At 43.3% G+C, this 26,606-nt stretch carries 22 protein-coding genes, 1 pseudogene and 1 riboswitch; of the genes and pseudogenes, 14 read left to right on the plus strand and 9 right to left on the minus strand.

Going from position 1 to position 26,606, the window contains the following annotated elements; all coding sequences use genetic code 11:
• Positions 1 to 206: 206 nt before the first annotated feature.
• Positions 207 to 911: a purine-nucleoside phosphorylase gene (gene deoD, locus JEZ96_RS08000; protein WP_011789657.1), complete on the plus strand. Its 705-nt coding sequence runs from the start codon at positions 207 to 209 to the stop codon at positions 909 to 911.
• Between the two features lie 50 nt (positions 912 to 961).
• Positions 962 to 2,116 carry an MFS transporter TsgA gene (gene tsgA, locus JEZ96_RS08005; protein WP_011919132.1) on the plus strand — a complete coding sequence of 385 codons (1,155 nt, stop codon included), beginning with the start codon at positions 962 to 964 and terminating at the stop codon, positions 2,114 to 2,116.
• A gap of 76 nt (positions 2,117 to 2,192) precedes the next feature.
• On the opposite strand, the gene JEZ96_RS08010 is transcribed toward tsgA, so the two are convergent.
• The gene (locus JEZ96_RS08010) at positions 2,193 to 2,873 is read right to left on the minus strand and encodes a Crp/Fnr family transcriptional regulator (RefSeq protein ID WP_011919133.1); all 681 of its coding nucleotides are present in this window, start codon (positions 2,871 to 2,873) and stop codon (positions 2,193 to 2,195) included.
• A gap of 222 nt (positions 2,874 to 3,095) precedes the next feature.
• Positions 3,096 to 3,223, plus strand: a riboswitch (TPP riboswitch).
• Between the two features lie 54 nt (positions 3,224 to 3,277).
• On the opposite strand from JEZ96_RS08010, the gene JEZ96_RS08015 reads away from it, so the two are divergent.
• From JEZ96_RS08015 to JEZ96_RS08045, 7 genes are all read left to right on the plus strand, one after another.
• Positions 3,278 to 5,467, plus strand: a complete 2,190-nt coding sequence (locus JEZ96_RS08015; protein ID WP_128090099.1) for a TonB-dependent receptor — start codon at positions 3,278 to 3,280, stop codon at positions 5,465 to 5,467.
• A 68-nt stretch (positions 5,468 to 5,535) separates the two neighbouring features.
• A complete protein-coding gene (locus JEZ96_RS08020) occupies positions 5,536 to 5,796 on the plus strand; it encodes a hypothetical protein (RefSeq protein ID WP_011919135.1) in 261 nt (86 codons plus the stop codon).
• 74 nt (positions 5,797 to 5,870) lie between these two features.
• Positions 5,871 to 6,527 (plus strand): nicotinamide riboside transporter PnuC, encoded by a 657-nt coding sequence (gene pnuC, locus JEZ96_RS08025; RefSeq protein ID WP_025008072.1) that lies wholly within the window; start codon positions 5,871 to 5,873, stop codon positions 6,525 to 6,527.
• A 30-nt stretch (positions 6,528 to 6,557) separates the two neighbouring features.
• Positions 6,558 to 7,661 (plus strand): phosphotransferase, encoded by a 1,104-nt coding sequence (locus JEZ96_RS08030; RefSeq protein WP_025008073.1) that lies wholly within the window; start codon positions 6,558 to 6,560, stop codon positions 7,659 to 7,661.
• A gap of 198 nt (positions 7,662 to 7,859) precedes the next feature.
• On the plus strand, positions 7,860 to 8,741 hold the full coding sequence (locus JEZ96_RS08035; protein WP_011789650.1) for a DUF6279 family lipoprotein: 882 nt from the start codon (positions 7,860 to 7,862) through the stop codon (positions 8,739 to 8,741).
• A 196-nt stretch (positions 8,742 to 8,937) separates the two neighbouring features.
• Positions 8,938 to 9,486, plus strand: a complete 549-nt coding sequence (locus JEZ96_RS08040) for an NAD(P)H nitroreductase (RefSeq protein ID WP_025008074.1) — start codon at positions 8,938 to 8,940, stop codon at positions 9,484 to 9,486.
• A gap of 21 nt (positions 9,487 to 9,507) precedes the next feature.
• On the plus strand, positions 9,508 to 10,020 hold the full coding sequence (locus JEZ96_RS08045; RefSeq protein WP_025008075.1) for a GNAT family N-acetyltransferase: 513 nt from the start codon (positions 9,508 to 9,510) through the stop codon (positions 10,018 to 10,020).
• Between the two features lie 274 nt (positions 10,021 to 10,294).
• Here the strand turns inward: JEZ96_RS08045 and ggt are convergent.
• Positions 10,295 to 12,033, minus strand: a pseudogene (gene ggt, locus JEZ96_RS08050) (gamma-glutamyltransferase).
• A gap of 108 nt (positions 12,034 to 12,141) precedes the next feature.
• Between ggt and JEZ96_RS08055 the strand changes: the two are divergent.
• Entirely contained in the window at positions 12,142 to 13,425 is a 1,284-nt protein-coding gene (locus tag JEZ96_RS08055) for a GNAT family N-acetyltransferase (RefSeq protein ID WP_128090098.1), read from the plus strand.
• A gap of 74 nt (positions 13,426 to 13,499) precedes the next feature.
• Here JEZ96_RS08055 and JEZ96_RS08060 read toward each other — a convergent pair whose 3' ends face one another.
• The 3 genes from JEZ96_RS08060 to JEZ96_RS08070 form a co-directional block, all read right to left on the minus strand.
• Positions 13,500 to 14,123: a LysE family translocator gene (locus JEZ96_RS08060; protein ID WP_014610383.1), complete on the minus strand. Its 624-nt coding sequence runs from the start codon at positions 14,121 to 14,123 to the stop codon at positions 13,500 to 13,502.
• A 161-nt stretch (positions 14,124 to 14,284) separates the two neighbouring features.
• Positions 14,285 to 15,325 carry a 4-hydroxyphenylpyruvate dioxygenase gene (gene hppD / locus JEZ96_RS08065; RefSeq protein ID WP_025008076.1) on the minus strand — a complete coding sequence of 347 codons (1,041 nt, stop codon included), beginning with the start codon at positions 15,323 to 15,325 and terminating at the stop codon, positions 14,285 to 14,287.
• Positions 15,326 to 15,401: 76 nt separating this feature from the next.
• Positions 15,402 to 16,562 carry a homogentisate 1,2-dioxygenase gene (locus tag JEZ96_RS08070; RefSeq protein WP_025008077.1) on the minus strand — a complete coding sequence of 387 codons (1,161 nt, stop codon included), beginning with the start codon at positions 16,560 to 16,562 and terminating at the stop codon, positions 15,402 to 15,404.
• 192 nt (positions 16,563 to 16,754) lie between these two features.
• On the opposite strand from JEZ96_RS08070, the gene JEZ96_RS08075 reads away from it, so the two are divergent.
• Both JEZ96_RS08075 and JEZ96_RS08080 read left to right on the plus strand, forming a co-directional pair.
• The gene (locus tag JEZ96_RS08075) at positions 16,755 to 17,669 is read left to right on the plus strand and encodes a LysR family transcriptional regulator (protein WP_025008078.1); all 915 of its coding nucleotides are present in this window, start codon (positions 16,755 to 16,757) and stop codon (positions 17,667 to 17,669) included.
• Between the two features lie 200 nt (positions 17,670 to 17,869).
• On the plus strand, positions 17,870 to 18,664 hold the full coding sequence (locus tag JEZ96_RS08080; RefSeq protein ID WP_011789641.1) for a TIGR00266 family protein: 795 nt from the start codon (positions 17,870 to 17,872) through the stop codon (positions 18,662 to 18,664).
• Between the two features lie 89 nt (positions 18,665 to 18,753).
• Here the strand turns inward: JEZ96_RS08080 and JEZ96_RS08085 are convergent, their stop codons facing one another.
• The 3 genes from JEZ96_RS08085 to JEZ96_RS08095 form a co-directional block, all read right to left on the minus strand.
• Positions 18,754 to 20,028: an MATE family efflux transporter gene (locus JEZ96_RS08085; RefSeq protein WP_061782898.1), complete on the minus strand. Its 1,275-nt coding sequence runs from the start codon at positions 20,026 to 20,028 to the stop codon at positions 18,754 to 18,756.
• A gap of 311 nt (positions 20,029 to 20,339) precedes the next feature.
• On the minus strand, positions 20,340 to 20,678 hold the full coding sequence (locus tag JEZ96_RS08090) for a hypothetical protein (RefSeq protein WP_011789638.1): 339 nt from the start codon (positions 20,676 to 20,678) through the stop codon (positions 20,340 to 20,342).
• An 85-nt stretch (positions 20,679 to 20,763) separates the two neighbouring features.
• Positions 20,764 to 21,225: an EVE domain-containing protein gene (locus JEZ96_RS08095; RefSeq protein WP_025008079.1), complete on the minus strand. Its 462-nt coding sequence runs from the start codon at positions 21,223 to 21,225 to the stop codon at positions 20,764 to 20,766.
• 286 nt (positions 21,226 to 21,511) lie between these two features.
• On the opposite strand from JEZ96_RS08095, the gene JEZ96_RS08100 reads away from it, so the two are divergent.
• Together JEZ96_RS08100 and JEZ96_RS08105 are read left to right on the plus strand one after the other, a co-directional pair.
• A complete protein-coding gene (locus JEZ96_RS08100) occupies positions 21,512 to 21,892 on the plus strand; it encodes a DUF6508 domain-containing protein (protein ID WP_025008080.1) in 381 nt (126 codons plus the stop codon).
• 139 nt (positions 21,893 to 22,031) lie between these two features.
• Complete coding sequence (locus tag JEZ96_RS08105) at positions 22,032 to 23,744, plus strand: AMP-binding protein (RefSeq protein WP_025008081.1); 1,713 nt, start codon at positions 22,032 to 22,034, stop codon at positions 23,742 to 23,744.
• Positions 23,745 to 23,845: 101 nt separating this feature from the next.
• On the opposite strand, the gene JEZ96_RS08110 is transcribed toward JEZ96_RS08105, so the two are convergent.
• On the minus strand, positions 23,846 to 26,455 hold the full coding sequence (locus tag JEZ96_RS08110) for a PAS domain-containing protein (protein ID WP_061782908.1): 2,610 nt from the start codon (positions 26,453 to 26,455) through the stop codon (positions 23,846 to 23,848).
• Positions 26,456 to 26,606: the final 151 nt, after the last annotated feature.

Consider the following 26,606-nt stretch of genomic DNA (forward strand, 5'->3'; position numbering starts at 1 on the left):
GAGGCTCTGAACTGATTAGATATTTAATGTGATTGGTATAAGTCATGGTTTGTTATTAAGTTTTATGATGCTGAGTGTAAACGTTGCGATAAATCATCCACTTTTAACAAAAAAGGGGGACAGCAAGAGAAGATCCGGACTTTAGTCCTAAAAATATTTCGCGGTTGAGCACTACTATCTGCATATTACCACATGAGGATAGACCTATGACGGCTCATATTAATGCGCAACCTACTGATTTTTCTGAAACTGTAATTATGCCGGGCGATCCGCTGCGGGCTAAATATATTGCTGAAACCTATCTTACTGATGCCGTAGAAGTCACTAATGTTCGCAATATGCTGGGTTACACAGGTTATTACCAAGGGCAACGCATTTCGGTGATGGGCCATGGTATGGGCATTTCATCTATGGTGCTCTATGGCCATGAGTTGATTAATTTTTTCGGCGTTAAACGTATTATTCGTATCGGCAGTTTAGGGGCGACCCAACAGCATGTTCAAATGCGCGATGTGATTTTAGCTCAAGCCGCTGGCACGGACTCACCCACTAACGCTAAACGCAGCAGTGGCTACCAAATGGCGACCTCGGCGACTTTTTCTTTACTGCATAAAGCCTATACCAAAGCCAATGAAAAAGGCATTAGCGTGAAAGTTGGCAACGTGTTTAGTGGCGATCTTTATTATGATCCCGACGAAGATATGATCCCTGCGCTCGAGCGTTTCGGAGTGTTGGGTATTGATATGGAAGTGGCAGGACTTTATGGCTTGGCACACCAACAGGGAATTGAATCCTTAGCTATTCTGACGGTATCGGACCACTGTTTAACGGGTGAAGAAACAACGGCGCAAGAGCGTCAATTATCTTTCAATAATATGATCGAACTCGCCTTAGAAACCGCGCTTAATTAGGGTTAACGCTATCCTTTGTATCCTTAGCATTTCACCGATGGAATGACAAAATGAATAATAAAATCACCTTAACTGCAATTAGTTTTCTCGCTAATTTTATAATGGCGGGCTTTGCCACTCAATTTGGGATGCTGATTGAGCCTATTGCAGATAAATTTTCAGCAAACGTGAATGACGTTGCTTCCATATTCTCCTTGCTTAATGGTGGCGCATTGGCGGGTACTATTGCTGCCTTTTTCTTTATTGAAAAATTAGGCATCAAGCGAATTACCATAATTAGTTACAGTCTAGTGGCAGTGTGTGCTGTGGCATTACATTTCACCCATTCTCTACAAGTCGTGATGGTAGCCATGACCTTAATTGGTTTTTGCGGCGGTATGGGGTTATGTATTGCCGGTACGATAGTGGTATCGGTGTGGCAAGAGAAATTACAAAGCACCATGCTAGTCGTACAAGATGCCACGTTTAATATTGCGGGGGTTATTTTCCCTTTAATCACAACGTATGCACTCACAAGTTCATTGTCATGGAGTTACAGTTACTTAGCTGTAGGTCTCGTGGCGTTGGGAACCGTGATTATTACCTTATTTACTAATTTTTCGTTATGTGAGCAATCATCGACTACTGAAGATAAGCAACAATCGGAATGGAATTTTGGCATTATTAGCGGCGGTGTGGGCTTATTTTTAGGCATGTTGGCGCTGTATACATTTTTAACGTGGGCTCCCTTATTCGTTAAGCAAAAATTTGATATTCCATTTGAAGACGCGGGCAATATTATTACTCAATATTGGTCAGCAGCACTGATTGGTGCATTAATTTCGACGCTGATTGTGACGCGGGTAAAAATTCACCATTTTTTAGTCGCAATTATCGGCCTTGCTATGATCATCACCTTTATGATTGTGACGACTGATAAGCTTAATTGGGTAGGTTATTTAACCTACGGTTATGGCTTTGTGTGCGCAGCCCTATATAACGCATTTATTGCTTATGGCGTGTCCTTTGTTAAAAAAGCCAGTAGTAAAAATGTGTCCTATATTCTGATCAGTGGCAGTACTGGCGCCATGTTTAGTCCCGCCATTAGCTCATTCTTTGAGCGCATAATCGGATTACAAACTGTGATGTATGTTATTCCACTGCTTTATGTTGCGATATTTATTATGTTGATTGTTTCAGGTCGAATGAAGCCTGCAGCGGCCTAAGATCCATTTGCTAAGTTAATTGATTTGGTCCACTTTCGCGAATGAATAACCTCGAGAGTGGGCTTTTTTAATTTTGCTATATCGCAGCTTCAACGAATTGTTTAAGGGCATTGAGATCTTTAATCCTAATCCCTTCTTTGTTGCGTTCAATCAGGCCACGTTCCTCAAGTAGCTGTAGCGCACGTCGATAGACCCGATCTGTTGTACCAAATCGCTCCGCCTCTAAATAGCGTTTACTAAAGCCATCGACGGGTAAATCATTTAAATATTCATGGTAAATATCATATGCCACGTTATAGCTGATGGGATAAAGCAGTCGCCGGGTAAAAATATCGACGGTGTCTTGGTAGTCAATAGCAATGGCACTGGCGAAAAATAACGCAAGCTGCGGATGTTGCCCAAGGGAGCACTGCAGTTTTTCGGCGCTAATGATCATGATTTCTAAGGGTTCATTGGCAATAATATCCAACTGACAGTGATACTGAGTAAAAAACTCCATCTCACCAAAAAGTTGCGAATCACAATCGATAGTCCCTAATTGAAAACATCGACCATTTCTGGCGGTATGGCCAAGTGATACGCGCCCTTGTTTTACCAATACCAGTGAGGCCATGGCTTCACCTTGTGTCATTAGATGAGCGCCTTTTTTAAGCATTTTAACTTCGCTGATACAGCTTAGTATCACCGCTTCAATAAGGGGATAGTCTTGCTCCCATCGCTGGCTATAACGTCCTTTGGCTAACGGTTTTAGCTGCATTGAGTATGATCCTCTTATCCTGTTCAAAATCGCGGTCTTCTATAACATTATCGTGAGAAGTGGTCAAATGAGCTAAAGGATTTGAGCTGCGACGGTGGGCATTTTTGCCCTGACGTTTAGCATAAGACTTTTAACATTGTGCTGAAAGACAAGGTTTTAGTGACATTTAAGGATATCGCAGGCACAAGTGTGTCTACTTTATTATTTTCGTCATGTATACTAAGCGCCGCCAAGGGGTGTTTGCAGCGAGTTCACTTTAACTCTAGTGACTGCAAACTGAGATGTCATCAGACGAACCCTTAGAACCTGATCCGGCTAATACCGGCGTAGGAGTGGGCCAATCAACAGCACACTTCTGAATCGCTTATTCGTTGCCGGATCTCAAACATTATATTTGAGGTCCTATGTTTAACAGTAAAAATCACATTTCTAGCACATCCTTGAAGCGAGCACCGTTGGCATTAGCCATTGCCGCCGCGCTCAGCACCTCTGTATTTGCACAAACCGATGCTATCGATAAACCCGATCCGAACACTGAGATGGAAATCATGGTGGTGACGGCAGATTTTCGCAGTGCCAGTTTAGAAAAAATGCCTTCAAGCATAACCGTTATCGATGCCCAGCAAATTCAAGATGAAAGCGCACAGCACTTTGAAGATGTGCTTAATTCCATCGCTAACGTTAATTGGTCAGGTGGCAGCTCGCGGCCGAAATATTTTCAGATCCGCGGCGTGGGTGAGCAAGAGCAATATCAAGGCGCGCCTAACTCATCGGTAGGCTATATTGTTGATGATATTGACTTATCTGGTATCGGCATGGTGTCGAGTATGTATGATCTACAACAAGTCGAAGTGCTGCGTGGGCCACAGGGGACACGCTACGGCGCCAATGCCTTAGCGGGATTAATTTACTTAAAAAGTAATGATCCAACGGACGTATTTGAGCATGGTGCAGAGGTGTCTTTAGGCAATGACGATCTGCAAACCTTTAGCGGCTTTAGCTCTGGACCATTAACGGATTCTGGTAAGTTGCTGTACCGTGTGGCGCTACAGCAACATCAGCAAAACGGTTATCGCGATAATCTGTATTTAGGACGTGATGACACCAATGGCCGTGATGAATTTACGGGTCGCGCTAAATTACGCTGGTATGCAACCGATGATTTGCAACTGGATTTAACCCTGCTACATGCAAATTTTGATAATGGTTATGATGTGTGGAGTTTAACCAATTCACCAACACAGACGACCTCGGATCAGCCTGGCGTTGATAGCCAGCGCACCACTGGTGTGGGTTTTAAAGCGACTTACTCAGGTGCAGAGCAGTTTGAGCTGACATCACTTACCTCATTTGCCAATACCGATCATCATTATAGTTACGATGGCGATTGGGCCAATTCTGAGTATTGGGCATCTAAACAATGTGAAGAGGGCGGTAATGTATCCCCTTGTCAGTACGATTACTTTTGGGACAAAACGGGTCAGCGTAAAACCTTATCCCAAGAGTTTCGTTTAAGCTCGACGGATCAAGGCCGTATTTTTGCAGGCTCAACCGATTGGTTAATTGGGGTCTATGGGATGAACCTCAAAGAAGATAACCAATTGGATTCTGAATATAATTCTTGGCCGGATGAGGTATTAGACTCAGAGTACGAAGCGACGAACTATGCGCTGTTTGGTCAGCTCGATACGGATCTGGGCTCTGATTATACCCTATCTGTGGGGCTACGTTTGGAGCGGCGTAATAGCCATTACTCAGATACTAATAACGACAATTTCGATCCGAGTGAAACCATGTGGGGCGGCCATATTGCACTCAGTAAAGTGCTGAGTGGGTCTCATAATGTTTACGCCCGTGTGGCGCGGGGTTACAAGGCGGGCGGGTTTAATATGACCTTACCAGTCGAACTCAATGATAAAAAAGAGTTTGATCCCGAAACCTTATACAACTATGAAATCGGTTTAAAATCCCATTGGTTTGAAGGGATTATCGACACCAATTTTGCGCTGTTCTATATGGATAGACAGGATCAGCAAGTGGCAGCTTCGCAGCAAGATCCCAACAAGCCACAACGGTTTATCCTCTACACTGAAAATGCGGGTAGCTCAAACAACTACGGTGCCGAGTTGGACGTGACTTGGTACGCCACCGATAATCTCCAGTTTTATTCAAGCCTTGGTTGGTTAGAGACCGCTTACGGTAATTACCAATACCAAGATAAGTACGGTACTGATGTGGATTTAACTGACCGCGATCTAGCCCATTCCCCCCACTTTACCTACAGCCTTGGCGGGACATATCGTGCTAACTCAGGTTGGTTTGCCAACTTGAATATGAGTGGCAAGAGCGAGTTTTATTACTCAGACAGTAACGACTCCCGCTCTGAACCATATACTGTTGTGAATGCGCGGCTTGGTTATGAGGCGAGTGCTTGGTCGGCTTATTTATGGGGCCGTAATTTATTTGATGAAGAATATGGCGTTCGTGGTTTCTATTTTGGTAATGAGCCCGATAATGGCTGGGCAGAAAAACAATATATTCGCTATGGCGATCCGCGCCAGATTGGTGTGACCTTTAACGTCAAGTTTATGTAGTGGTTTGAGCCCTAGTCTCGGACTAGGGCTGTCGCTTATCTAACGCAAATAAATATCAAGGAATTAAAATGAAACTGACCGCAGAAATTAGCATGTATCCCTTCAATGAAAACTACCTCGATCCGATCAAGTGGTTTATTGGTCGCCTGGACAGCTATCCCAATATTGAACGCGTGACCAATGCGATGGCAACTCAGGTATGTGGCGACTATTTAGATGTGATGACCATGCTGGCGACCGAGATGCAAGCCGCCCATGAGAAATGGGGCAAAGCCGTATTTGTCTGTAAGTTTATCGGCGGTGAGCTTAATCTCGCCCACAGTGAGTAATGCAATATTATCTTTGCTAGCACCTAGCATTGATAATTTGTGCCTTTTCGTCCAGTAACAGCGAGAACAACACATTGACAGATTTATGGTTAACCTTGCTCGAGAATATGAATATAGCCTTCAGTGAAGTCCATATGATGACGGCATGGGAAGCCTTGGCCGTATTGCTGGCGATGGCCTATTTGCTTTTGGCAATGAAGGCAAGCGTTTGGTGCTGGGCGGCAGCGTTTACCAGCACAGCCATTTACACTGTGTTGTTTTGGAAGGTCTCTTTGCTGATGGAGTCTATACTCAATGTCTATTATATGGCGATGGCACTTTACGGTTATTGGCTCTGGACTCAAGGTGGAGATAAACAGCAAGGCGTTAAAGTGACCACTTGGCCACTGAAAAAACACTTAACCTTGATTGTTACAACTGGGATTATTTCTTTGCTGGTCGGTCATGGTATGGCGACTTATACCCAAGCTGCATTTCCGTATTTAGATGCCGCGACAACGTGTTTTGCCGTGATGACCACCTATTTAGTCGCTCAAAAAGTATTAGAAAACTGGCTTTATTGGGTGGTTATCGATCTCGTTTCTATTTATCTCTATCTTAGTAAGGGGTTGATGCTGACATCCTTGTTATTTGTCCTATATGTGGGGATGGCTGTGGTAGGGTATTTCCTGTGGCGTGCAGCGTTAGCTAACGATAATCGTCAAGATAACACCTTGAGTTTGATTCGCTAATTTTACTCTATTATTTAAAGGTCGGCAGGAATGTCATCCACACCTAAGGCAGTTAATCTAACCTGCTCAAGTTTAGTTGTCGCACCAGTATCGACTGAGTTATATAAAACACTATTCCCCATTTTGGAAGCCGCGGGGCTTGATACCGTGCTCAGTATTACCGAGCTTTCAGGGGGACTCAGTAATCATAATTATAAAATTATCACGCCAAAAGCGAGTTATGTGCTTAGGGTAAATGCAAACGCCACTGATATTTTTTGTATTCGGGAGCAGGAGCATTTTTATTGGCAGCAACTGGCAAAGGCTAAGGTTGCCCCGCAACTTTTTTGGGTGAGTGATGATGAGCGGTATTATTTGAGTGAGTTTATTGCCTCTGATGGGATTCAAGATGACCCCATTTCAGAACCGGCAACGCTATTTTGGCGGGATCTTGAAAAACCACTGTGCGCGCGTGATTTTTTGCAGAATGCTAAGCGCGATAATACCCAAAGCACAAGAATACCGCACTATGGGCAAGCGCATATTTTATTACTGGAATTATTGCTCAAGTTACGCGATCTTCCTGCGGGTCCTTATGCTATCAGTGTGACTGAGCAATGGCAGGAATATCATCAGCAAATGATAAACTATGCAACACTGCCTACCGCCACGGAAACGGTCATAATTCATCATCGACAGTTAGATAGCGCATGGCATGGGCGAGTTACTAAACTTGTTGGCATACAAGCTGATATCCAACGATGGGCTGATAAACTTGCCGCCTGTTTAGTTGCGCCGCAGTTTTGCCATCGGGATCTGAATCCCCATAATCTGTTACTGAAAAATAACCATCTATTTTGTATTGATTTTGAGTATGCCACTGCCTCACATCCCCTTTGTGAACTTGCGGTTGTATTAGCCACCCACGCGTTAACCCCCAAACAGCAACATTTTTTGTTGGATGAATACTTAAAGGATCATCCTTATTTAACGATGGATGCCGCATTGGCAGTACCCGCTGCGATTGAACTCTATTGGGTATTTGCGTGCTATTGGGCGCTATTGATGGCGGCGCAGCAAACTGAGTCAAATCGCCGTACAGAATATATTGCTTGGTTTGATTTTTTCTGGCCGATGATTTCGCACGAGGTTTAATTAATCGGTTATACCCATGTCCATAGGATCCATATTTTGCACTGACTAAATACTCGCCTATTATCGTGTATTAAATCAGTAGTCATAAAATAAACGTATTTCTTACTACGTTTACTTATAAAAACAATGCTATAAAACAAGCAACTTTATATCAGTTACCGCGTCTTAAAGAGACACTTCTAGGATGGATAATTCAGCATGAAAAAAAGCGTGATGCTACTCGTGTGTCTTTTAGGCTTAAGCGCCTGTTCCACTAAATTCAGTTATCGTTTCCTCGACTGGGCCATCGGCTGGGAGCAGGAGGATTATGTCACCTTAGATAAAACACAGCAGAAGGCATTTGATACGCTGGTTGAAAAAATGGTTTTTTGGCACCAATCCAAAGAGTTAGCTCATTATGTAGTGCAATTAAAAGAAGTTGAAAATTTAATTAAAACCAATGAGTTAACGCCATTGCTGTGGGCTGGGCATGTGGATATAGCCAAGCGCCATTGGTTTAGGGTGTTTGAGTTCGCGATGCCAGAATTGCTACCTATCATCATGTCTTTGACCGATAGTCAGGTAAAACAAATTCTCACAAAGCTACGGGAAGATGAGCAAGCGCTAGTCAAAGAGTTTGCAGGTAAAAGCCCTGAACAATTACAAAAAGATGCCGACAAGCGTTTACAAAAGCAGTTTGAAGATTGGCTGGGCAGCGTAAGTGCAGAGCAAAAATCACTTATCCACCAATATAACCAACAGCGTTTATCCACTTTAGATATGTGGCTTGAATACCGGCATGAATGGTTGCGTCAGTTTGAGGTTGCGCTTGGGCAACGTGCCGATAAAGTGCTTTTAACAGAACGTTTGACCTTATTAATGACCCAACCAGATGAACTTAAGTCTGAGCAACATAAAGCATTTTTACGTCAGAATACAGAAGCCTTTGGCACTTTATTGCTCGCGATGAACGGTAGCTTATCTGCCAAGCAATCGAAACATTTCTATAAAAAGCTCGGGAAGTTAATTCAAGATTTGACGGAGCTAAATCAAGAGGCGCTTGAAAAAGAATTCAAATCAATGAAAGCGTTATCGACTTGATAGTATCTATTTCATTAGCGGAATTTTTAGTGAAGCACGCTTATGTTACTCGTATCAGACATGGCTCAATTTGAGCCGTGATTTGGATGGCTGGCAGCAACAGGTTAAATCTCACTTTTGTGGTGGGATTTTTTATGTCTCTTTATCCACAATTTGTTATGCTTGAGCCCAATTTATATCGAATTAGGATAATAACTTGGACGCTATCGAACTCTTACTTACCCGTCAGTCAACTCCGCGATTAACCGCTCCAGCTCCTGATGCGAATCAATTAAAGATCATCTTAGATGCTGCCATTCGCGTGCCAGATCATGGTGCCCTAGCACCATGGGAATTTATTATCGCCACAGGCGATGGGCTTAATACCTTAGCCGATATTTTTGTTAATGCAGCAAAAGCCAATGGTGCCGATGAGGATTTTGTCAATAAAGCCAAGGGTATGCCAATGCGAGCGCCTATGGTGATTACCGTGGTAGCTAAAACGCAGGATCATCCTAAAGTGCCAGTGCTCGAGCAGCAAATTGCAGCGGGCTGCGCGACCATGGCAATGCAGCAAGCGGCGTTTGCCTTGGGGCTCGGCGCGGTGTGGCGCACTGGCGATTTTGCCTTTGATGCGAATGTGAATGCGGCATTAGGCCTAAAAGCACAGGATCAAATTGTCGGTTTTTTATATGTTGGCACGCCAGCCGTCGTTGCACCTAAAAAGCCACAGAAGGATGGTCATCAATACGCCCGTTATTTATAAAATCTTGAGTGGAGAAATCCTATGCAAGTTACCCGTACCCCGAGGTTAATACTAAGGCATTTGGTGCCAGAGGATGCTTCTTTTATCCTAGTGTTACTTAATAGCCAAGGTTTTATCGATCATATTGGGGATAAGGGGGTTCGGACACTGAGTGATGCTAAGGGTTATATTACCAATGGCCCGATGAAAAGCTATGCAGAGCAGGGTTTTGGTTTATATGCTGTAGTACTGGCAGAGAATGGTTTTCTAATTGGGATCTGTGGGTTAATTAAAAGACCTACGCTTGAGAATGTGGATTTAGGCTATGCCTTTTTGCCGCAATATTGGGGTAAAGGTTATGCCTTTGAAGCGGCAAAGGCGTCACTTGAGGTTGGCAAAGAGCTTGGAATTGAGCCTATTGTCGCCATCGTTAGCCCACATAATCAAGCATCAAAGTCGCTGTTAAACAAATTAGGCATGACATTTGAGACTCAGTTACAACTTACCCCTGAAGACTCGCCAGTCGAGCTATTTAGTAGTTGTAATGGCAGGTAAATATATGATTAGTGGCGCTAGGGCAATTTCTCAATAATTCATTCTTCAATAACTGAGAATAAACAGGGAGTGTTGCTCCCTGTTTATTCTATTGCAGCGATAATTTTTTGATAATGGATTAATCCACGAATGCTTAATATCGGCTTTTTTACTGTGGAAGTGTCTATACATCAGCATAGGGTCATCGCTGCCGTCTTTTGAACGGATCTGTTCATTTAAGGGTTAACAGATCCATCTTTTTATCTATTCTCTATACTATTCATTTGGTTAGCAATTAATAGCCAACTGCTTCACTACCTGAATGACGCGGATCTGAAGCGCCAAAAATACCTTGTTCGGTCACCATAATGGATTGAGTACTGCCCATCGCCGATTGCACTGTTACTTTATGGCCTTTGGCTTCGAGCAGGGAAATGGTATCGCGATTGACGCTAGACTCAACTCGTAATTCATCGGGTTGCCATTGATGATGTACCCGCGCCGCATAACTCGCCTCGGCAATGTTTAGACCATGGTCAATGACATTCATAATGATTTGCAATGTTGTGGTGATAATACGTGAGCCGCCAGGACTACCTGTGATAAGGAAGGCTTTACCATCTTTCATCACAATCGTTGGGCTCATTGAACTCAGTGGCCGCTTGTTACCTTCGACCGCATTGGCATCACCACCTACTAAACCATAGCCATTGGGTACACCAGGTTTGGCTGAGAAATCATCCATTTCATTATTGAGCAAAATGCCTGTGCCTTTGGCCACTAAACCTGAACCATAACTGAAGTTTAAGGTGTAAGTGTTTGATACCGCATTGCCCCATTTATCCACCACTGAGAAGTGAGTTGTTTGATCGCTTTCATAGGGAGCCAGTTTACCCGGTTTAATTTCACTGCTTGGGGTTGTCTTATTTATCGCAATCTTGCTGGCGATTTTTTGGGCATAGTCAGCGTTTGTTAACGCGTTAACTGGCACTTTATAAAAGTCAGGATCGCCTAAGTATTCACTACGATCGCTATAGGCGTATTTCATCGTTTCAGCCATTAGATGAATGGTTTGTGCTGTATTATGGCCAAGTTTATCAATGGGGAATTGTTGCAACACATTGAGCATTTGGATGATATGCACGCCGCCAGAGGAGGGGGGGGCATGGATACCACCTGATAACCACGGTATTCTCCACGAACAGGCTCACGTTCTACGACTTTATAATGTTTAAGGTCGTCTAAGGTCATAATGCCGCCAGCATCTTGCACAGCATTGACAATCTTAACGGCGGTTTCCCCTTCATAAAATCCTTTAGCGCCTTTTTCAGCGATAAGGCGTAGTGAATGGGCGAGTTCGGGCTGTTTAAGAATATCACCCACCTGATAATCGCTACCGTCGTTTTTATAAAATATCGCCGCAGTGGTTGGCCATTGCGCCATACGACGTTTCAGTCCTGCAAGGGATTGGGCAAGATCTGGTGTTACACTGAATCCTTCCTGCGCCATTTTAATCGCGGGGGCGGTAACTTGTGCGAGTGACATGGTTCCATACTTTTCAAGGGCTAAACTCATGCCCATAACGGTTCCTGGTACTCCCACGGCTAACCCATGTTCGCGGCTTAACTTTTGGACTGCGTCACCATTTTCGTCAAGGAAAATATCTTTTTTGGCTTTAGATGGCGCCATTTCACGGTAATCGATAGCAATGGTTTTGTTTTCTTTGGCAAGATGCACCAGCATAAAACCACCACCACCAATATTACCAGCGCGTGGTAAGGTAACTGCCAAACTGAAGGCTACAGCAACGGCGGCATCAACTGCATTACCGCCTTGTTTTAGGATCTCAACGCCAGTACGACTGGCGAGTGTTTCTTGGCTGGCGACCATGCCATGTTTGGCCCATACGGGCTGTGCCGTTGCCATTTGGCTGAAAATAGGCGCTTCATCTGCGTAGAGGCTTGGAGAGGATAACAAGGGCAAAGCCATCGCGACGATGAGAAAAAGAGGTCTAAAAGTTCTTGCGGAACGCATACTTAATCCTGAATTTATTTTCATTATGACTATGCAATGTGCCGAGAATTAGGCTTAATTGCAACCTCGTATACTTGTTCACATCACTAAAGGACGATAATTTACCCAATGAAACCGCTTATCTTGGCCTTTGCGAACTCAATATCGGATATTTCAACACAAGCATGGAATACCGTAATGGGGACAGTAAATCCCTTTTGTCGCCACGAGTTTCTCTTAGCGTTAGAGCAAAGCCGCTCAGCCTGTGTTGCAACGGGTTGGATACCAAGACATTTATGTGTGTTTGACGCGAGTAGTTTGTTAAATGATAAAACACAGTGCCAGCCTTTGGATTATAGGGCGGATATCAGCCAGCAAAGTGCAGAGCATTATAAAAAGTTGCCACTTTTGGCTGTCATGCCGCTTTACCAAAAGTCTCACTCCTACGGCGAATATGTGTTTGATTGGGCATGGGCCGAAGCTTATGAACGTCATGGGCTCGATTATTATCCTAAATGGGTGAATGCGATTCCCTTTACGCCAGTACAAGGGCCCCGCATAGGTATTACGCCTGAATTGGAAAATATTGAGCAAACACGCATTGGCGAATTAATGCTGAGGGCATTGGATCAACGGTTGATGCATGGGACGGGAGAAATTCAAATTTCCTCATGGCACAGTCTGTTTGTTGCGCCAGCGCAAATGCCTTTGTTTGGGGCTTCATCTACACAGCTAGTTAAACGCTTAGGCACACAGTTCCATTGGTACAACCGTGATTATCGGAATTTCGATGATTTTCTATCACGCTTTAGCTCACGTAAGCGTAAAAACATCCTGAAGGAACGGGCACAATTACAGCCTTTTGGGCTCAAGTTTGAATTTGTCGAAGGTGAGCGGGTAACTGAATTGCAATGGCAGACTTTTATCCAATGTTATCAATTAACTTATCTTAAGCGTTCCGGTCACCGCGGTTATTTAACGCCCGCATTTTTCCATCAACTTGGACAGCTGTTAGCCGCTCAAATTCTACTGTTAGTGGTGAAAGATGCAAAGGGCGAGATGATAGCGGGTGCCTTATATTTTAAAGGGAAGAACCCCCAAGATCAGAAGTGCCTTTATGGCCGCTATTGGGGCACAACGGTTGAGCTTGATGGTTTACACTTTGAAGCTTGTTATTATCAAGGGATTCAATACTGTATTGAACATGAGTTTCAAGTGTTTGATGCGGGCGCGCAGGGAGAACATAAGGTGCTGCGTGGCTTTGAACCCGTAGTAATGTACTCCTACCATAACATCGCCCATTTGGGATTTAAGGCGGCGATTGCCGACTTTGTTGAGCAAGAAACACTGCAAATGCAGCAATATATGGCGCAGATGCAGGATGTGTTGCCCTACAAAAAAGAGCCTTCATAAAGACCGAGTTAACGGGATTTTATTGGGCTCATTTTAGGACGAGCGAGTTACATTTAAGTAGTTAGTTCAAACCGCTAGCTCATGGCTAACCAAATTCCTACGCCTATCATTAGGCTGCCTGCAATCCGGTTTAACCAGCGAATATTATCACCACGACTTAAGAAAAGTCGGAGGGTCTTACCGCCGCTGGCATAGGCGAGCATTGAGGTAAATTCGGTCACCATAATAATGCTGAGTAACGCGAGGAGTTGTGGTGCGACCTCACGCTCAGCATTGATAAAAGGCGGCAGTAGCGACACCATAAATGCCCAACCCTTAGGGTTCGCTATAGCGGTAATAAAACCTTGGGAGATCAAGGTAAAATTGCTGGCTCTGGGGTTAGTATCGCCATCACTTAGCATGGCCATCTTGCCGCGGGCGCGCCACATTTGTACGCCGATATAGCCTAAATAAATGCCGCCAACCCACTTAAAGATTTGAAATACTTCGGGGTAGTTGAGCATGATACTGGCAACCCCCATCACGGCGGCGGTGGCGACTAATGCTACGCCAATGAGTTCACCTAACATCATCCATAACGTGCGGCGCACACCTATGCTCATACCTAAGGTCATAGCGAGTGTCATGCACATGCCAGGCGTGATAGAAACAAAGAAAAAAGTCGGGATAAACACAGCGAGTAAGGCAAAATCAGGCATCGTTGGTCAGTCTTAAGTCAACATTAAAAGGCCGATAGTGTAATGAAAATGCTTAGCATAGCCAATGGGCTTGTTTAAACCGCTTCATCAAATGGATTTTTGCTATGCGTAAAAACAGAAACGGTACGCAGTGCGTACCGTTTTTATGGACGGGATGATATTTATAGAACGCCGCGGCGCATTTGGTCCCGTTCAATTGATTCAAACAGGGCAGTAAAGTTGCCTTCACCAAAACCTAAGTTATTCTTGCGTTGGATAATTTCGATGAAAATCGGGCCAAACAGGTTTTTAGTAAATATCTGCAGCAAATAGCCCGTGTCGTCACCATCCACCAAAATTTGGTGATGTTTGATGCGCTCATGATCCTCTGTGACCTGCGGCACTTTATCGAAAATAGTGTCGTAGTATTCAGGGATGATGTCTAGGCATTGGATTGAGCTGCCTTCCATCGCATCTAAGGATTTAACGATATCACGGCTTCTGAAGGCTAAATGCTGCACACCTGGGCCATTGTATTCCTTCAAGTATTCATCGATTTGGTTTTTATCGTTGCCTTTACCTTCGTTAATCGGGATACAGAAGCTGCCATCGGGTGAGCGCAGGGCGTAGGACACTAGCGCGGTTTGTACGCCGCTGATGTCAAAGTAACGCACCTCAGTAAAACCAAAAATATTTTTATAGAAGTTAGCCCAATGTTCCATTGTGCCTTTGTAGACGTTGTTGGTTAAGTGATCGACCTCGATAAAGCCTTTCTCTTGAGTGATAATTTGCTCATCTAAATCTTCAAAATCAGTGGCATAGATATTGTTATCTGCACCGAAGGTGTCGATAAAATAAATTAAGCTGTCGCCAATGCCGTAAATCGCAGGATAAGGCAGATCTTTGTTGGAATCATCGGCGGGTTTTGCACCACGTTCAACGGCAACACGATAGGCAAAGCCGGCATCTTCTACCCGCCAGCCCATAGAACAAATGGCTGGGCCGTGGGATTTAGCAAACTTAGCTGAGAAACCTTCGCGCTCAGTGTTGAGCAGAAAATTAATATCATTCTGTTTGTAGTACAGGATGTCTTTATGCTTGGCTTTTTTCAGCAGTGAAAAACCAAAGTCGATAAAGACTTTGTGCATAAAATCGGTATCAGGGCTGGCGAATTCCGTGAATTCGATACCTAATAAGCCCAGTGGATTGAGTTCGCTTGCCATGATGTTTTCCTCGTTATTTTAGTGCAACACGCCGTCACTCTAATGACTCCCGCATGGGAGTGCTGGTGGCTTGGGGCTAGTCTTCTAGCCAAGAGCGGTTGTAGTCTTTGCTCATGCAATTTTGTACATGTTCGGTTAATTTCAGTGGGGCGAACGTGTCCACCATCACTGCATATTCATAGGTTTCTTTTTTGCCAATCGAGGCTTCAGTGCGACCCGGTTGTGGTCCGTGGGCCACGCCTTTTTGATGTAAGGTCATATAACCCGCTTCAATGCCCGTACGGCTCATAAAGTCGCCATCGACGTAATACAAAACTTCGTCGCTATCTATATTGTTGTGGTAATAAGGCGCGGGAATCGATTTCGGGTGGAAATCGTAGGGGCGTGGCACGAAGTTACAAATCACAAAGTTATGGGCGGTAAAGACTAAGTGATCAGAAGGAGGTAGATGGATTTTGCCTACCTTTGGTGCGTATTCTGTGATGTTGAATGCCCAAGGATAAACGCAGCCATCCCAACCCACTAAATCAAAGGGATGCCATTCGAGCGTGGTGAGTTGGTATTTATCGCCAAACTTACACACTAAGGGGAAGGCGCCGCGCTCAACCACAGCCTCTTGCAATGTAGGTACGCGCAAATCGCGCTCGCAGTAAGGTGCTGATTCTAATAGCTGACCATACTCGTTACGGAAATGCTTAGGCACTTCCACCATAGAGAATGATTCGATAGCGAAAAGTCGCACATTGCTGTAATCGTTGAATTTAAGTTGATAAGTCGTGCCGCGAGGGATCACGAGATAGTCCCATTTTTGGACCTGAATTGTGCCGTACTCGCTGTAGAGTGTGCCTTCGCCTTCGTGTACAAAAACCACTTCATCGGCATAGGCGTTACGGTAAAATTCGTCGGTATCGGCGGTGACTTTGGCTGTATAGAGAGCTAAATCATTGTTATAAAAAATCTTGTTACGGGCGCTGAAGAAATTACCTTCACGGTCGGCATCGCGGGAATCGAGTTTATAGTTTTGGACCAGCGAGTCTTCCCAATTGGCACCGTGGTCTAGGCTGTAGGGCGCCACTTCTAATGCTTTGGTGGGCATGTTGTGGTGATATTTATTGGAATAAATATTGGAAAAGCCATGGGTTGAGAACAACTCTTCACGGTAAAGCTCACCGTTTTCCTTTTCAAATGCGATATGGCGCTTATGGGGGATTTGCCCCTGTTTTACATAAAATGGCATGGCTAAAGAGGTCCTTGTTTGATCAGTGTTGTATATCGTTATTGTTATGTGATCTTGTTATCAATTTAGTTGCTTGGATCAACAAAAAAAAGAATAATAAATCCGTTGTCTTAATCTAAAAAATAGATGGTATTCTAATCTTTACGAATCGTAGTGTTTCCGTGACATTCTCATTAGAGCCAAGGAGTGACCATGCGCATCGATATTGATGCTTTTAATGTGCTGCAAGTGCTGGTGGAAGAGGGCAGTTTTGCCAAGGCGGCGGAGCGGTTACATAAGGCGCAATCGGCGGTGAGTTATCAAGTTAAAAAGTTGGAAGAGCACTTAGGTGTACCGCTTTTTAGCCGTGAACAATATCGCGCTGAGCTGACGCAAGAGGGTCGTGTGATTTTAGCCGAGGGGCAAAGATTACTACAACACCTTGCAAACATTGAACATCTTGCCAGTCGTTTCAGCGAAGGTTGGGAGCCAAAGCTAGAGCTCGTGATAGACGGTGCCTTACCGATGGAACCAATTATGACGGCTTTAAAACGCATGGCTGAACATCAGATCCCCACTAAAATTCAGCTTAATATGGAATTTTTAGGTGGCGTACAACACAGATTCGAACGTGATAATGCCGACTTGATGTTAGTGAAAGATTATCGCACTGGCCCCTATTATCATCCGCAGCCTCTGCCAGCCATCACTAGCGTATTAGTGGCAAGTGCTTCGCATCCTTTAGCTGTTATTCGTAGAATTAGTTTGTCTGAGCTGCAGCAGCATGTGGAATTGACTATCGAAGACTCTTCACCCAATAAAAGTTATCGTGATGAACTACAATTTGGCGGCGATAAAGTGTTTTATCTTTCAGGTTTTATTATGAAAAAGAATGCCTTGTTGAAAGGCTTAGGTTTTGGCTGGTTGCCGGACTTTTTAGCGCAAGAAGAACTGGCTAAGGGTGAGTTAGTTGAAATCGACTTTGTCGGTGGCAGCCGCTTTACGTTTATCCCGCAACTTGTCTCGACCTTAGAACGTCCATTAGGCCGAGCGGGACAACTCTTTACTAAATTGATTTTAGAGGAGTTTGATAAAGCAGAGCAGTTTAATGGTGTCGGTTTGGGATGATAAATCGCCGTTTATGATGTTGTGAAATAACGCCCTACATAAAATAATCGCATTTTGACATTTTATGTCATACATTAAGGCTTATTTTCAAAGTGGCTTATTTTCAAAGTGAAATTGGGGGCACGATATCAACAAAGTTGTCCATCGAGTTCAATATAAAGCGTAATAACAAGGAACTGACAGTTAATAAGGGGAACAGTATGTCTAGACGTTGTCACGAAGTGGATTATGAAATAATCGGCCACAGTATGCAGTTGGTTGAAGTAGAACTCGATCCAAATGAAACTGTGATTGCTGAAGCGGGGGCGATGAACTACCTAGAGCAAGATATTCGTTTTGAAGCCAAAATGGGTGATGGATCTGAACCCGAATCCGGCTTTTTTGGCAAGCTGATGGGGGCGGGTAAAAGGGTGCTAACGGGTGAGAGCATTTTTATGACTCACTTTACCAACCAAGGCAACCAAAAGCGCAAAGTCGCTTTTGCCGCTCCTTATCCTGGCACTATCCTTGCGATTGATTTAGCCGAATATGGTGGTGAGCTTATCTGTCAGAAGGACAGTTTTTTAGCGGCGGCTTTAGGCACACGTGTGACAATGAAATTTAATCGCCGTTTAGGCACAGGCTTTTTCGGTGGTGAAGGGTTTATTTTGCAAAGCCTACAAGGTGATGGCATGACCTTTATACACGCAGGTGGCACCTTAGTGAAAAAAGAACTAAAAGGTGAAACCTTAAGGGTTGATACTGGTTGCTTGGTTGGATTTACACCAGGGATTGATTACGATATCGAGCGCGCAGGCTCATTAAAGTCTATGGTCTTTGGCGGTGAAGGCTTATTTTTAGCAACCTTAAAAGGTCACGGAACGGTTTGGCTGCAAAGCTTACCGTTCTCACGTATGGCGGATCGTATTATCGCCCATGCCCCATCGGCAGGAGGAAGTGATCGTGGTGAAGGCTCTGTACTTGGTGGTCTTGGTCGAATGATTGATGGACGTTGAGTGCAATAATTAATATGTTTTGATTTAGGCTCAAGGAGTTAAGCATCAGCTTAAATGAGTCATCTTAATACACATCTAGGATGATTCATTTAGCTGGCGATGCTGTTAACATTATTGAGTCGTTTTATACGTCTTTCCACCCATTTAGCCGCCAGATACATCATTAAATATCCTGTACCGAGGGCTAAGATTACAGCAACCACATTTTCCGTGTGTAAGCGATAAATATAGAAAGTACCTACTAGCACGATAATCCCCAAAATACGGATCATTAAGCTCTGGGTAAAATAGCCATGGGCTTTGATATAGGCTAGCTGGTAGCCATTGAGCATCATAAATATAAAAAACATGGAGAAATGCATTAATACGGGTGCCGCTTTAATGTATTGCTCGGGGAATAACCACGCGACCAATGGCTCGCTCGCGAATACCATAGTGATGAAAAACACTCCGCTGATCCACAATGACATTTTGGTCAGCCATGATTTAATTTTTTGCACTTCGTCAAAGCGTTTTTCTCGTACACATACTGCGACTTCAGGCAGCACAAAACGGTATATAGGGAAGACGAAAAGTAGAGTGAGATAAGTGATCATCGGCCGAACCACCACTTGGAAATCACCCAGTTCATCTATGCTGAAATAGGCAATAGTCAGCAGTACTGTGATGTAAATCATCAAGATACTGGCACCTGCCTCCATGGATGCTGTTAGACTTTTTTTCATAAAGCTGCGCAGTTCTGTATCAAAATGCACTGCACTTAAGGGTGGGGTGGCTATATCCCTGCGCCGTTTTAAGTACATATATAGGGCTACGATGAGTGATGATAAAGTCATACTGTAAAAGAGTGACGCGATTGCAGTTTGTTGTAGACCATAGAAGCACAATAAAAAACTCATCACCTGTGCGAGTGGTTCTAGCCAAGTCACACGATTGGAGATGGCATAGAGTCGGTACATAGCGATTTGGTTGGTAAAATAGACCTTGAACCCCATACTCAGAATAATCCCAACCAATTGAAAATATTCTACATTAAGCTGAAGTTTGTGTTTGATATAAGGTAATACCAGACCCCATGTCAACAACACCATAGCAATAAGGCTATAACGGAAAATATTGGTGATATCCACATCTTGTTTGGTTTGTGAATAGGTCACCACCATAGAAGAGCGAAATCCTGTCATCAGGATTAGCGACAGCGAAATAATATCGATCACCGTGTGATAGAGCGCCAGATCGGCTTTGGCAACCCATTGTGCTAGCCAGAGTTTAAATAGAAAGCCTATTGAAATACTGGCGAGTGATGCCCAAAATCCAGCAATAATGGCCTGTTTAACCCGTTGCAGTGGCGTGGTTTTCATCATCAATATCCAGCTGAAACGACAAAAGCGTTTCGCAGTAAAGTGTGTAATAGGGGGCATTTATTAGCTGAGTAAATGTATTTTGGTCGTATTATCAACGGTATTCAGCAGCCTTTTGCGCCTTGAGAGTGTAGCATTTAGGTGACTTGAGACCTAGAGGTAGATTGTCAATGATTGATAAAAATCAACATGTTATCTTGTTGTGAATGGGGTGTGTTTAGAAAATCATTAGACATTGTCAGTCTGCTGATATTTGCTTGGTTGAAGATTAACACGCCCTGAGCATATAACGAGGGCGTGTATTGCAGTGTGGATTAATAGGTAATGACATTGACGATATCGAGGATGGTACGAGTTTTATCATCTAGCTTAATCAATGCGCCTTCAATTTGGATACTCACAATGCCATCCTTATCTAACGGCACGACAATGCGTCCTCGGTTATAAATGTCCAGTTCGAGAATATCTCCACGGCGGAGTTTTTTCTGCCAACCGGGAGGGAGAGGTTCTCCGCGATCAACTTTTTTCTGTAGCCCTGGTGGTAGCCCTTTACCTTGCTTGTCTTGTTCATACTCATTTTTTGCAAAGGCGTTTATGGACGTGATAAAACTGAGCGCGATTCCACCAATCACCATCAAAGTGAATTTATTCATATTTGCTCCCAAGAGACGTTGAATTGATGCGATGACAATAGGCTATGTTAAATGAACCCTAGCTGAATATGGCTGAGTATAGAGTTCAGCGGGTTAACATTAGCACAGCTTGCCATTGTTCGGCTGTTACTGGCTGAATACTCAGTCTGGAACCTTTAGATACAAGATACATATCTGTTAGTTGCGGCATGTTTTTAATGAGACTTAAAGGGATTATATGGTCAAATTTTTCGACAAAGCGGATGTCGATGCTAAGCCATCTTGGTTTGGAGGGATCTGATTTAGGGTCGAAATATGTCGATTCTGGATCGAAGGCGGTGCTATCTGGATAAGCATGGGTCACGACTTCAGCGATACCGACAATACCAGGTACTTTGCAGCTTGAGTGGTAAAAAAATACCTTGTCGCCAATTTGCATCCCATCGCGCATAAAATTACGTGCCTGATAGTTGCGTATCCCATACCAAGCTTCAGTTTGGTTCGGACAAGCCTTGAGATCATCTATGCTAAACTCATCGGGTTCTGATTTCATAAGCCAGTAGTTCATATTGCTTCCTTCGCTAATTTTATCTGTTAACAGCTTTAATTCTCGGCACTTATCTTAATTTTTGTCTCCAGCCAATAACCATATCCCCTAAATAGGCTTGAAATACACAATGTTGCATTGGGCTTAATTGTTTACTTGATTAAGTTACCGTTCAGATAGCACAACTTACTCTGTAACTAACTTGTTTGTACTTGTTTGTGGTTTGCCGTATGCAATTTTACGTTACGCATTAGGCAAAGTGTCAATCTTATTAGATCTGCGATAACCATAACCGAAGAGGTATGCTATGGACACGTTAACAACGAAGACTGATTGTGGTTTATACACTAAATATCTTAAGGATTTTACTGCGGGTGATGTGATCTTAAGCCATGAACGTATGTTGGAGTTTATCCATGATCTGAAAACTCAGGGCTGGTTATTGGCAAATTTCACTTGGGATTATTGGTATAACAACAGCTACTTGGTTGATAAACCTGCCTACATTCGTGATGCGAGTATTTCACAGTGTAAGCTGCTCTTAACGGCAATGACTCGATTGGAGGTTTTTAGCCCAGGTGTATTAGAAAATATGCGGCGACAAGGGGTTTTACTGGCCATTGTTGAGCGCTTACAAAGCTTAAATACTCCTAAATCGAGTGCTCATTTAGCGTTTATTAGTCGTTAACGTCATGTTTTAATCGACAGTTATCTCATCGCCTGCCTTACTCTTTAGTCTAATAAAGGGCTTTTTTACTTGTGACCTGATCCGTGGATTGGTTAGTTTTAAGCTTGCTAACCATAACAATAAATGCACGGAGGCCTAAATGTCTGTTTCAACACGTCAAGCAATAACCCCATTACAATATAGTGAGTTTCGTGGTGGTTCCTCACCGAAACTCATTGAAAAAACCATAGGCCAATATCTTGATGATATAGTGGCAACTTATCCAGACCAACTCGCCATTGTTGTACAACATCAGAATATCCGCTGGAATTACCGCCAATATCTTGCCAAAATCGATGCGCTCGCCACAGGACTATTAACACTCGGAATTAAGCCCGGTGATAGGGTAGGGATTTGGTCGCCAAACAATATCGAGTGGTGTTTAACACAATTTGCAACCGCTAAAATTGGCGCCATCATGGTGTGTATTAATCCTGCCTATCGTCCTGAAGAGTTGCAATACGCGCTGAGTAACGTGGGTTGCCGCGCTGTAATTTGTGCTGATAAGTTTAAATCCAGTAATTATCTTGAGATGCTATATGAATTAGCGCCTGAGCTAACCTCTTGTCCTGCGGGTAAATTACAGGCTAAAGCTGTACCTGAACTTGAATTTGTGATCCGTATGGGCAAAGAGAAGTCTACCGGGATGTTGAACTTTGATGACTTACTTATCGATATTACTGACGATGATAAGGTGATGCTCGAGAGTATTGCTAAGGAATTAAGCCCGTACGATGCGATTAATATCCAGTTTACCTCTGGCACTACGGGTAGTCCGAAAGGTGCGACCCTATCTCATCATAACATATTGAATAATGGCTATTTAGTGGCCGAGGCAATGGAGTTTACCTGCCACGATAAACTCTGTATTCCAGTTCCCTTGTACCATTGTTTTGGCATGGTACTCGGTAGTTTAGTCTGCTTAGCCAAAGGCGCAGCTGCAGTGTTCCCCGGAGAATCCTTTGATCCACTGACGACATTGCAAGTGATTGAGCAAGAGCGTTGCACCGCATTACATGGTGTACCAACTATGTTTATTGCTGAGCTTGAACATCCAGAGTTTACGCGTTTTGATTTGAGTTCATTACGTACCGGCGTGATGGCAGGGGCAACTTGTCCAGAAGAAGTGATGCGCCGAGTACAAAATCTGATGTATATGAAAGAAGTACTGATTGGTTATGGGCAGACGGAGTGTAGTCCGCTCAATCATATTACCGAAATTGATTCTCCAATAGAGAAACGGGTGCTCACCGTTGGCCGTGCTTTACCCCATACCGAAGTCAAAATCATCGATGAATTTGGCGAAGTGCTGCCAATTAATCAACCCGGTGAAGTCTGTAGTCGTGGTTATTGCATTATGCAGTGTTATTGGAATGACCCAGAAAAAACGGCTGCGACTATAGACAGCGCCGGCTGGCTACATTCGGGCGATATTGGCCAAATGGATGAGCAAGGTTATGTGCAAATTGTGGGGCGCATTAAAGATATGATCATCCGCGGTGGCGAGAATATTTATCCCCGTGAGATTGAAGAGAAACTCTACACCCATAAAGATGTGCAGGATGCGGCGGTATTCGGGGTGCAAAGCGATAAATATGGCGAGGAAGTGTGTGCCTGGATCAAAGTGCGTTCAGGATCGATCATTACAGAGGCCGATATTCGTCATTTTTTGACCGAGAAGTTCGCCTATTTTAAGGTGCCGCGTTACATCAAGTTTGTGGAACAGTATCCCATGACGGTGACGGGTAAAATCCAAAAATTTAAAATGCGTGAGTTGATGTATCAAGAGTTATACCAAGATATCAATCAGTAATGGGCAATGTAGATTTGACCATTTTTTTATATCTATAGGTCACGTCTACCATTCATTCCATTCGATCAAGCCGCATATGCGGCTTGAATATAGGTTTAGTCCTAACATGGCCAACGGCAGAGAATTTTAGTCCCTTTATTAAGCTCACTTTGTATGGTGAGTTGTCCTTTTAGGTCGTTTTTCATCCATAAATTTAAGCAAGTGAGTGTCCCTAGGCAGAGATTTTGTGCCATATTTTGCTGTAACTGTGAAAGTTGTTGGTCTGTCATACCTATTCCATTATCAGTGAGTTCCACTTGGAGTTCATTAGCATTTCTTTGAAGATGAATGGTGATTTCCCGTATTTGATGATGGTTTTTAAAGGCATGATTGAGTGTGTTGTTGAGTAGCCGATAGAAGAGTTGCAGATATTGCCATGAGTTGCCATCGATAATTAGGTTTTCATCACATGTTAAGCACACAGTGACATTAGCGCGAATGAACTGTACTTGTAATAAATCCAGTAATTGGCGCATAAACAGCGCTAAATGTAATGGCCTGACATCATTTTGATGCGCGTTAAAAAGTTGTGCTATGTGCCTAAGCCTTTTGGCTTGGACTGTCATCATGTCAGTAATGGCAATTTGAGATTCATCACCCCCATTGGCTTGTGTCTGACAGATTTGTGCAAGTAAGCGATCTTGTTCTTGCATTATTTGCGTGATGACTTCAGCAAGGAAATTTTGCATTAGCTTTTGGCTTTGTGCTTTGCTTAGGTTGATTTGGAATTGCATCTCGAACGCTTTGTTAAACTCTGCAAGCTGTTGTTTCAGAGCATTATTCTCATCGTTGACTATCTGCATTTTACTCTGTTGCTTTTGTAGGTGAGCAGCTTGGTTCTGGAATCGTTTTTCTTGCTCTTGTTCTTGGCGTTTTTTGAGATCCATATTGAAACCGATAGCACCAACGGCAATAGAATTATCTTCATCATCCCTGATATCAAATTTTGTCATTTGATAGACTTGATATCCGTGAGGCGTCGGAATTGATTCTTCAAAATGAATGGCATCTTGGTTTTGGGTGACTCGCTGATCATTTTTTTGAAATGTCTGTGCTAATTGACTTTGAAACAATTCAAAGTCAGATACACCGATAATTCGTCTGCGTTCAATCCCAAGTACTTCGCAATATTTATCGTTAACTAACGTGTATTTACCACTTAAATCTTTAATATAAATGAGGTGTTTAGAAAATTTAAGTAGGGATCTTAATTGTTCTTTATGGTGATTTAATTCTTGTTGAAATAGTTGTTGAGTTTTCAATTGCTGTTCTAGGGCGAGATTGCTTGCATCAAGGCTTGCCATGGCGACATCGAGTTGTTGAGTGCGTGAGAGTAATGTTTTTGCCAGTAAGCCTATTTCATCGTGACGTTGTTTAGCCTTAAATTCGATGGCGGTAGGATCGTCACGTTTTAATGCTTCAACCATTTTCATGATTGGGGTAATAATTAACCTATGTTGCAATATAAACAAGATAATTAACCCAATGAGTTGAATTAAAACTAAATATATTCCTATTTTTTCAACTAAATGTTTGGCTGTATCCTGCAGCGGAGCAATGGGTGTCACGACCAATATCTTCCAGTAGGTATTGGGCATTAAAAAGATAGATGCTAATGCTGGGGTGTTGAGTATTGGATCTGTCGCTAAGGGAACCGATGCAAGCTGTTGAGGGGTTGTGAAATGATTGCGAGCATTATTATTGACAATTGCGGTGAGCATTTTGCGTTCATTGTCTGCTGTTAAACGGGTGAGATTATCCATTTGTTCTTGGGTAAACACACGTTCAGCAATAGCTTTAGTCACAAAGGCACTGTCAGCCGTATTTAGGGCTAATGCAAGTGGATCAAGGTTTGGATGCTGTTTTGTCAGATCATTAAATGTCAGCAACGAGTTTGCTGCTTGGTCCAAGATCGCGGCATGATTTTTCCCACGCGGATAAGCTAATACCTGATTGTGATAATCAAGCACTATCACATAACCACTGATATCCGTCATTGCATTACGCAGTAGCGTATTGAGTTTTTCTAAACTGATATCGGCCGTTGCTGCGCCTATAAATTGATGGTCCATCCAGACAGCAGCCGAGGCTGTAATCATTGGTTCCTGTGTGCTTGGGTCGATATAAGATTTAGACCAAAAGGTTTTTCCTGAGGGGAAATAACGTGTGGGGCGATACCATGCTTCTGTGTGGTAACTTGGGAACGCGTCATCATTATAGGTATCTATCTTAATGAGCTCATCGTGAATATTACGCGACCAAAAGAGACTATTGCGAAACTTTTGTTGATTAAAGGCACTCGGTTCGGGCCAAATACCGCCGCCGGATATCACATCCTTTTGATTTTCAAGCGCAAGCAAAGTGGGGATAGTCTTACTGAGTTGCTCATGGTCATAGCGATATAACTTAGCGATACTGGCAATTGCATTGACAAGATTTTCGACTTGAGAGGTCATTTCCTGCAATTTTGCAATAACAATCTGTCCATGATTCTGATTTAGTACTGCCTGCTGTTCTGTTATTTGCTGATTTTGAATGCGTAACATGACCCAAGCTGTGCTAAAAATCAAAATACTCGCGATGATAAGTTGGACAAGACTAAATTTAAACGGCAAGCTATTTTGCCATTGGGTCAATGGGGTCTGTGGCTCAGATATTGACTTTTTTTCCATCATCACAGAGTTCCGAATACCACTTTTCATTGAGCCAGTTTAGCGTCTTTTTAGTCTTTTGCTATTGGTCTATATCAAAATCAGTGGGATAAAGAAGGTAATAATGGTTGATTTAAGAAGAAAATTTTATTGGAAGGCAGGCAAATTTGCC

The sequence above is a fragment of the Shewanella putrefaciens genome (assembly GCF_016406325.1).
Lineage (GTDB): Bacteria > Pseudomonadota > Gammaproteobacteria > Enterobacterales > Shewanellaceae > Shewanella > Shewanella putrefaciens.

What these genes read in the sequence shown, in the direction of transcription:
- deoD (WP_011789657.1), top strand. Translation starts at nt 207, where the DNA reads ATGACGGCTCATATTAATGCGCAACCTACTGATTTTTCTGAAACTGTA.
- tsgA (WP_011919132.1), top strand. Translation starts at nt 962, where the DNA reads ATGAATAATAAAATCACCTTAACTGCAATTAGTTTTCTCGCTAATTTT.
- JEZ96_RS08010 (WP_011919133.1), bottom strand. Translation starts at nt 2,873, where the DNA reads ATGCAGCTAAAACCGTTAGCCAAAGGACGTTATAGCCAGCGATGGGAG.
- JEZ96_RS08015 (WP_128090099.1), top strand. Translation starts at nt 3,278, where the DNA reads ATGTTTAACAGTAAAAATCACATTTCTAGCACATCCTTGAAGCGAGCA.
- JEZ96_RS08020 (WP_011919135.1), top strand. Translation starts at nt 5,536, where the DNA reads ATGAAACTGACCGCAGAAATTAGCATGTATCCCTTCAATGAAAACTAC.
- JEZ96_RS08030 (WP_025008073.1), top strand. Translation starts at nt 6,558, where the DNA reads ATGTCATCCACACCTAAGGCAGTTAATCTAACCTGCTCAAGTTTAGTT.
- JEZ96_RS08035 (WP_011789650.1), top strand. Translation starts at nt 7,860, where the DNA reads ATGAAAAAAAGCGTGATGCTACTCGTGTGTCTTTTAGGCTTAAGCGCC.
- JEZ96_RS08045 (WP_025008075.1), top strand. Translation starts at nt 9,508, where the DNA reads ATGCAAGTTACCCGTACCCCGAGGTTAATACTAAGGCATTTGGTGCCA.
- JEZ96_RS08055 (WP_128090098.1), top strand. Translation starts at nt 12,142, where the DNA reads ATGAAACCGCTTATCTTGGCCTTTGCGAACTCAATATCGGATATTTCA.
- JEZ96_RS08060 (WP_014610383.1), bottom strand. Translation starts at nt 14,123, where the DNA reads ATGCCTGATTTTGCCTTACTCGCTGTGTTTATCCCGACTTTTTTCTTT.
- hppD (WP_025008076.1), bottom strand. Translation starts at nt 15,325, where the DNA reads ATGGCAAGCGAACTCAATCCACTGGGCTTATTAGGTATCGAATTCACG.
- JEZ96_RS08070 (WP_025008077.1), bottom strand. Translation starts at nt 16,562, where the DNA reads ATGCCATTTTATGTAAAACAGGGGCAAATCCCCCATAAGCGCCATATC.
- JEZ96_RS08075 (WP_025008078.1), top strand. Translation starts at nt 16,755, where the DNA reads ATGCGCATCGATATTGATGCTTTTAATGTGCTGCAAGTGCTGGTGGAA.
- JEZ96_RS08080 (WP_011789641.1), top strand. Translation starts at nt 17,870, where the DNA reads ATGTCTAGACGTTGTCACGAAGTGGATTATGAAATAATCGGCCACAGT.
- JEZ96_RS08085 (WP_061782898.1), bottom strand. Translation starts at nt 20,028, where the DNA reads ATGATGAAAACCACGCCACTGCAACGGGTTAAACAGGCCATTATTGCT.
- JEZ96_RS08090 (WP_011789638.1), bottom strand. Translation starts at nt 20,678, where the DNA reads ATGAATAAATTCACTTTGATGGTGATTGGTGGAATCGCGCTCAGTTTT.
- JEZ96_RS08095 (WP_025008079.1), bottom strand. Translation starts at nt 21,225, where the DNA reads ATGAACTACTGGCTTATGAAATCAGAACCCGATGAGTTTAGCATAGAT.
- JEZ96_RS08100 (WP_025008080.1), top strand. Translation starts at nt 21,512, where the DNA reads ATGGACACGTTAACAACGAAGACTGATTGTGGTTTATACACTAAATAT.
- JEZ96_RS08105 (WP_025008081.1), top strand. Translation starts at nt 22,032, where the DNA reads ATGTCTGTTTCAACACGTCAAGCAATAACCCCATTACAATATAGTGAG.
- JEZ96_RS08110 (WP_061782908.1), bottom strand. Translation starts at nt 26,455, where the DNA reads ATGGAAAAAAAGTCAATATCTGAGCCACAGACCCCATTGACCCAATGG.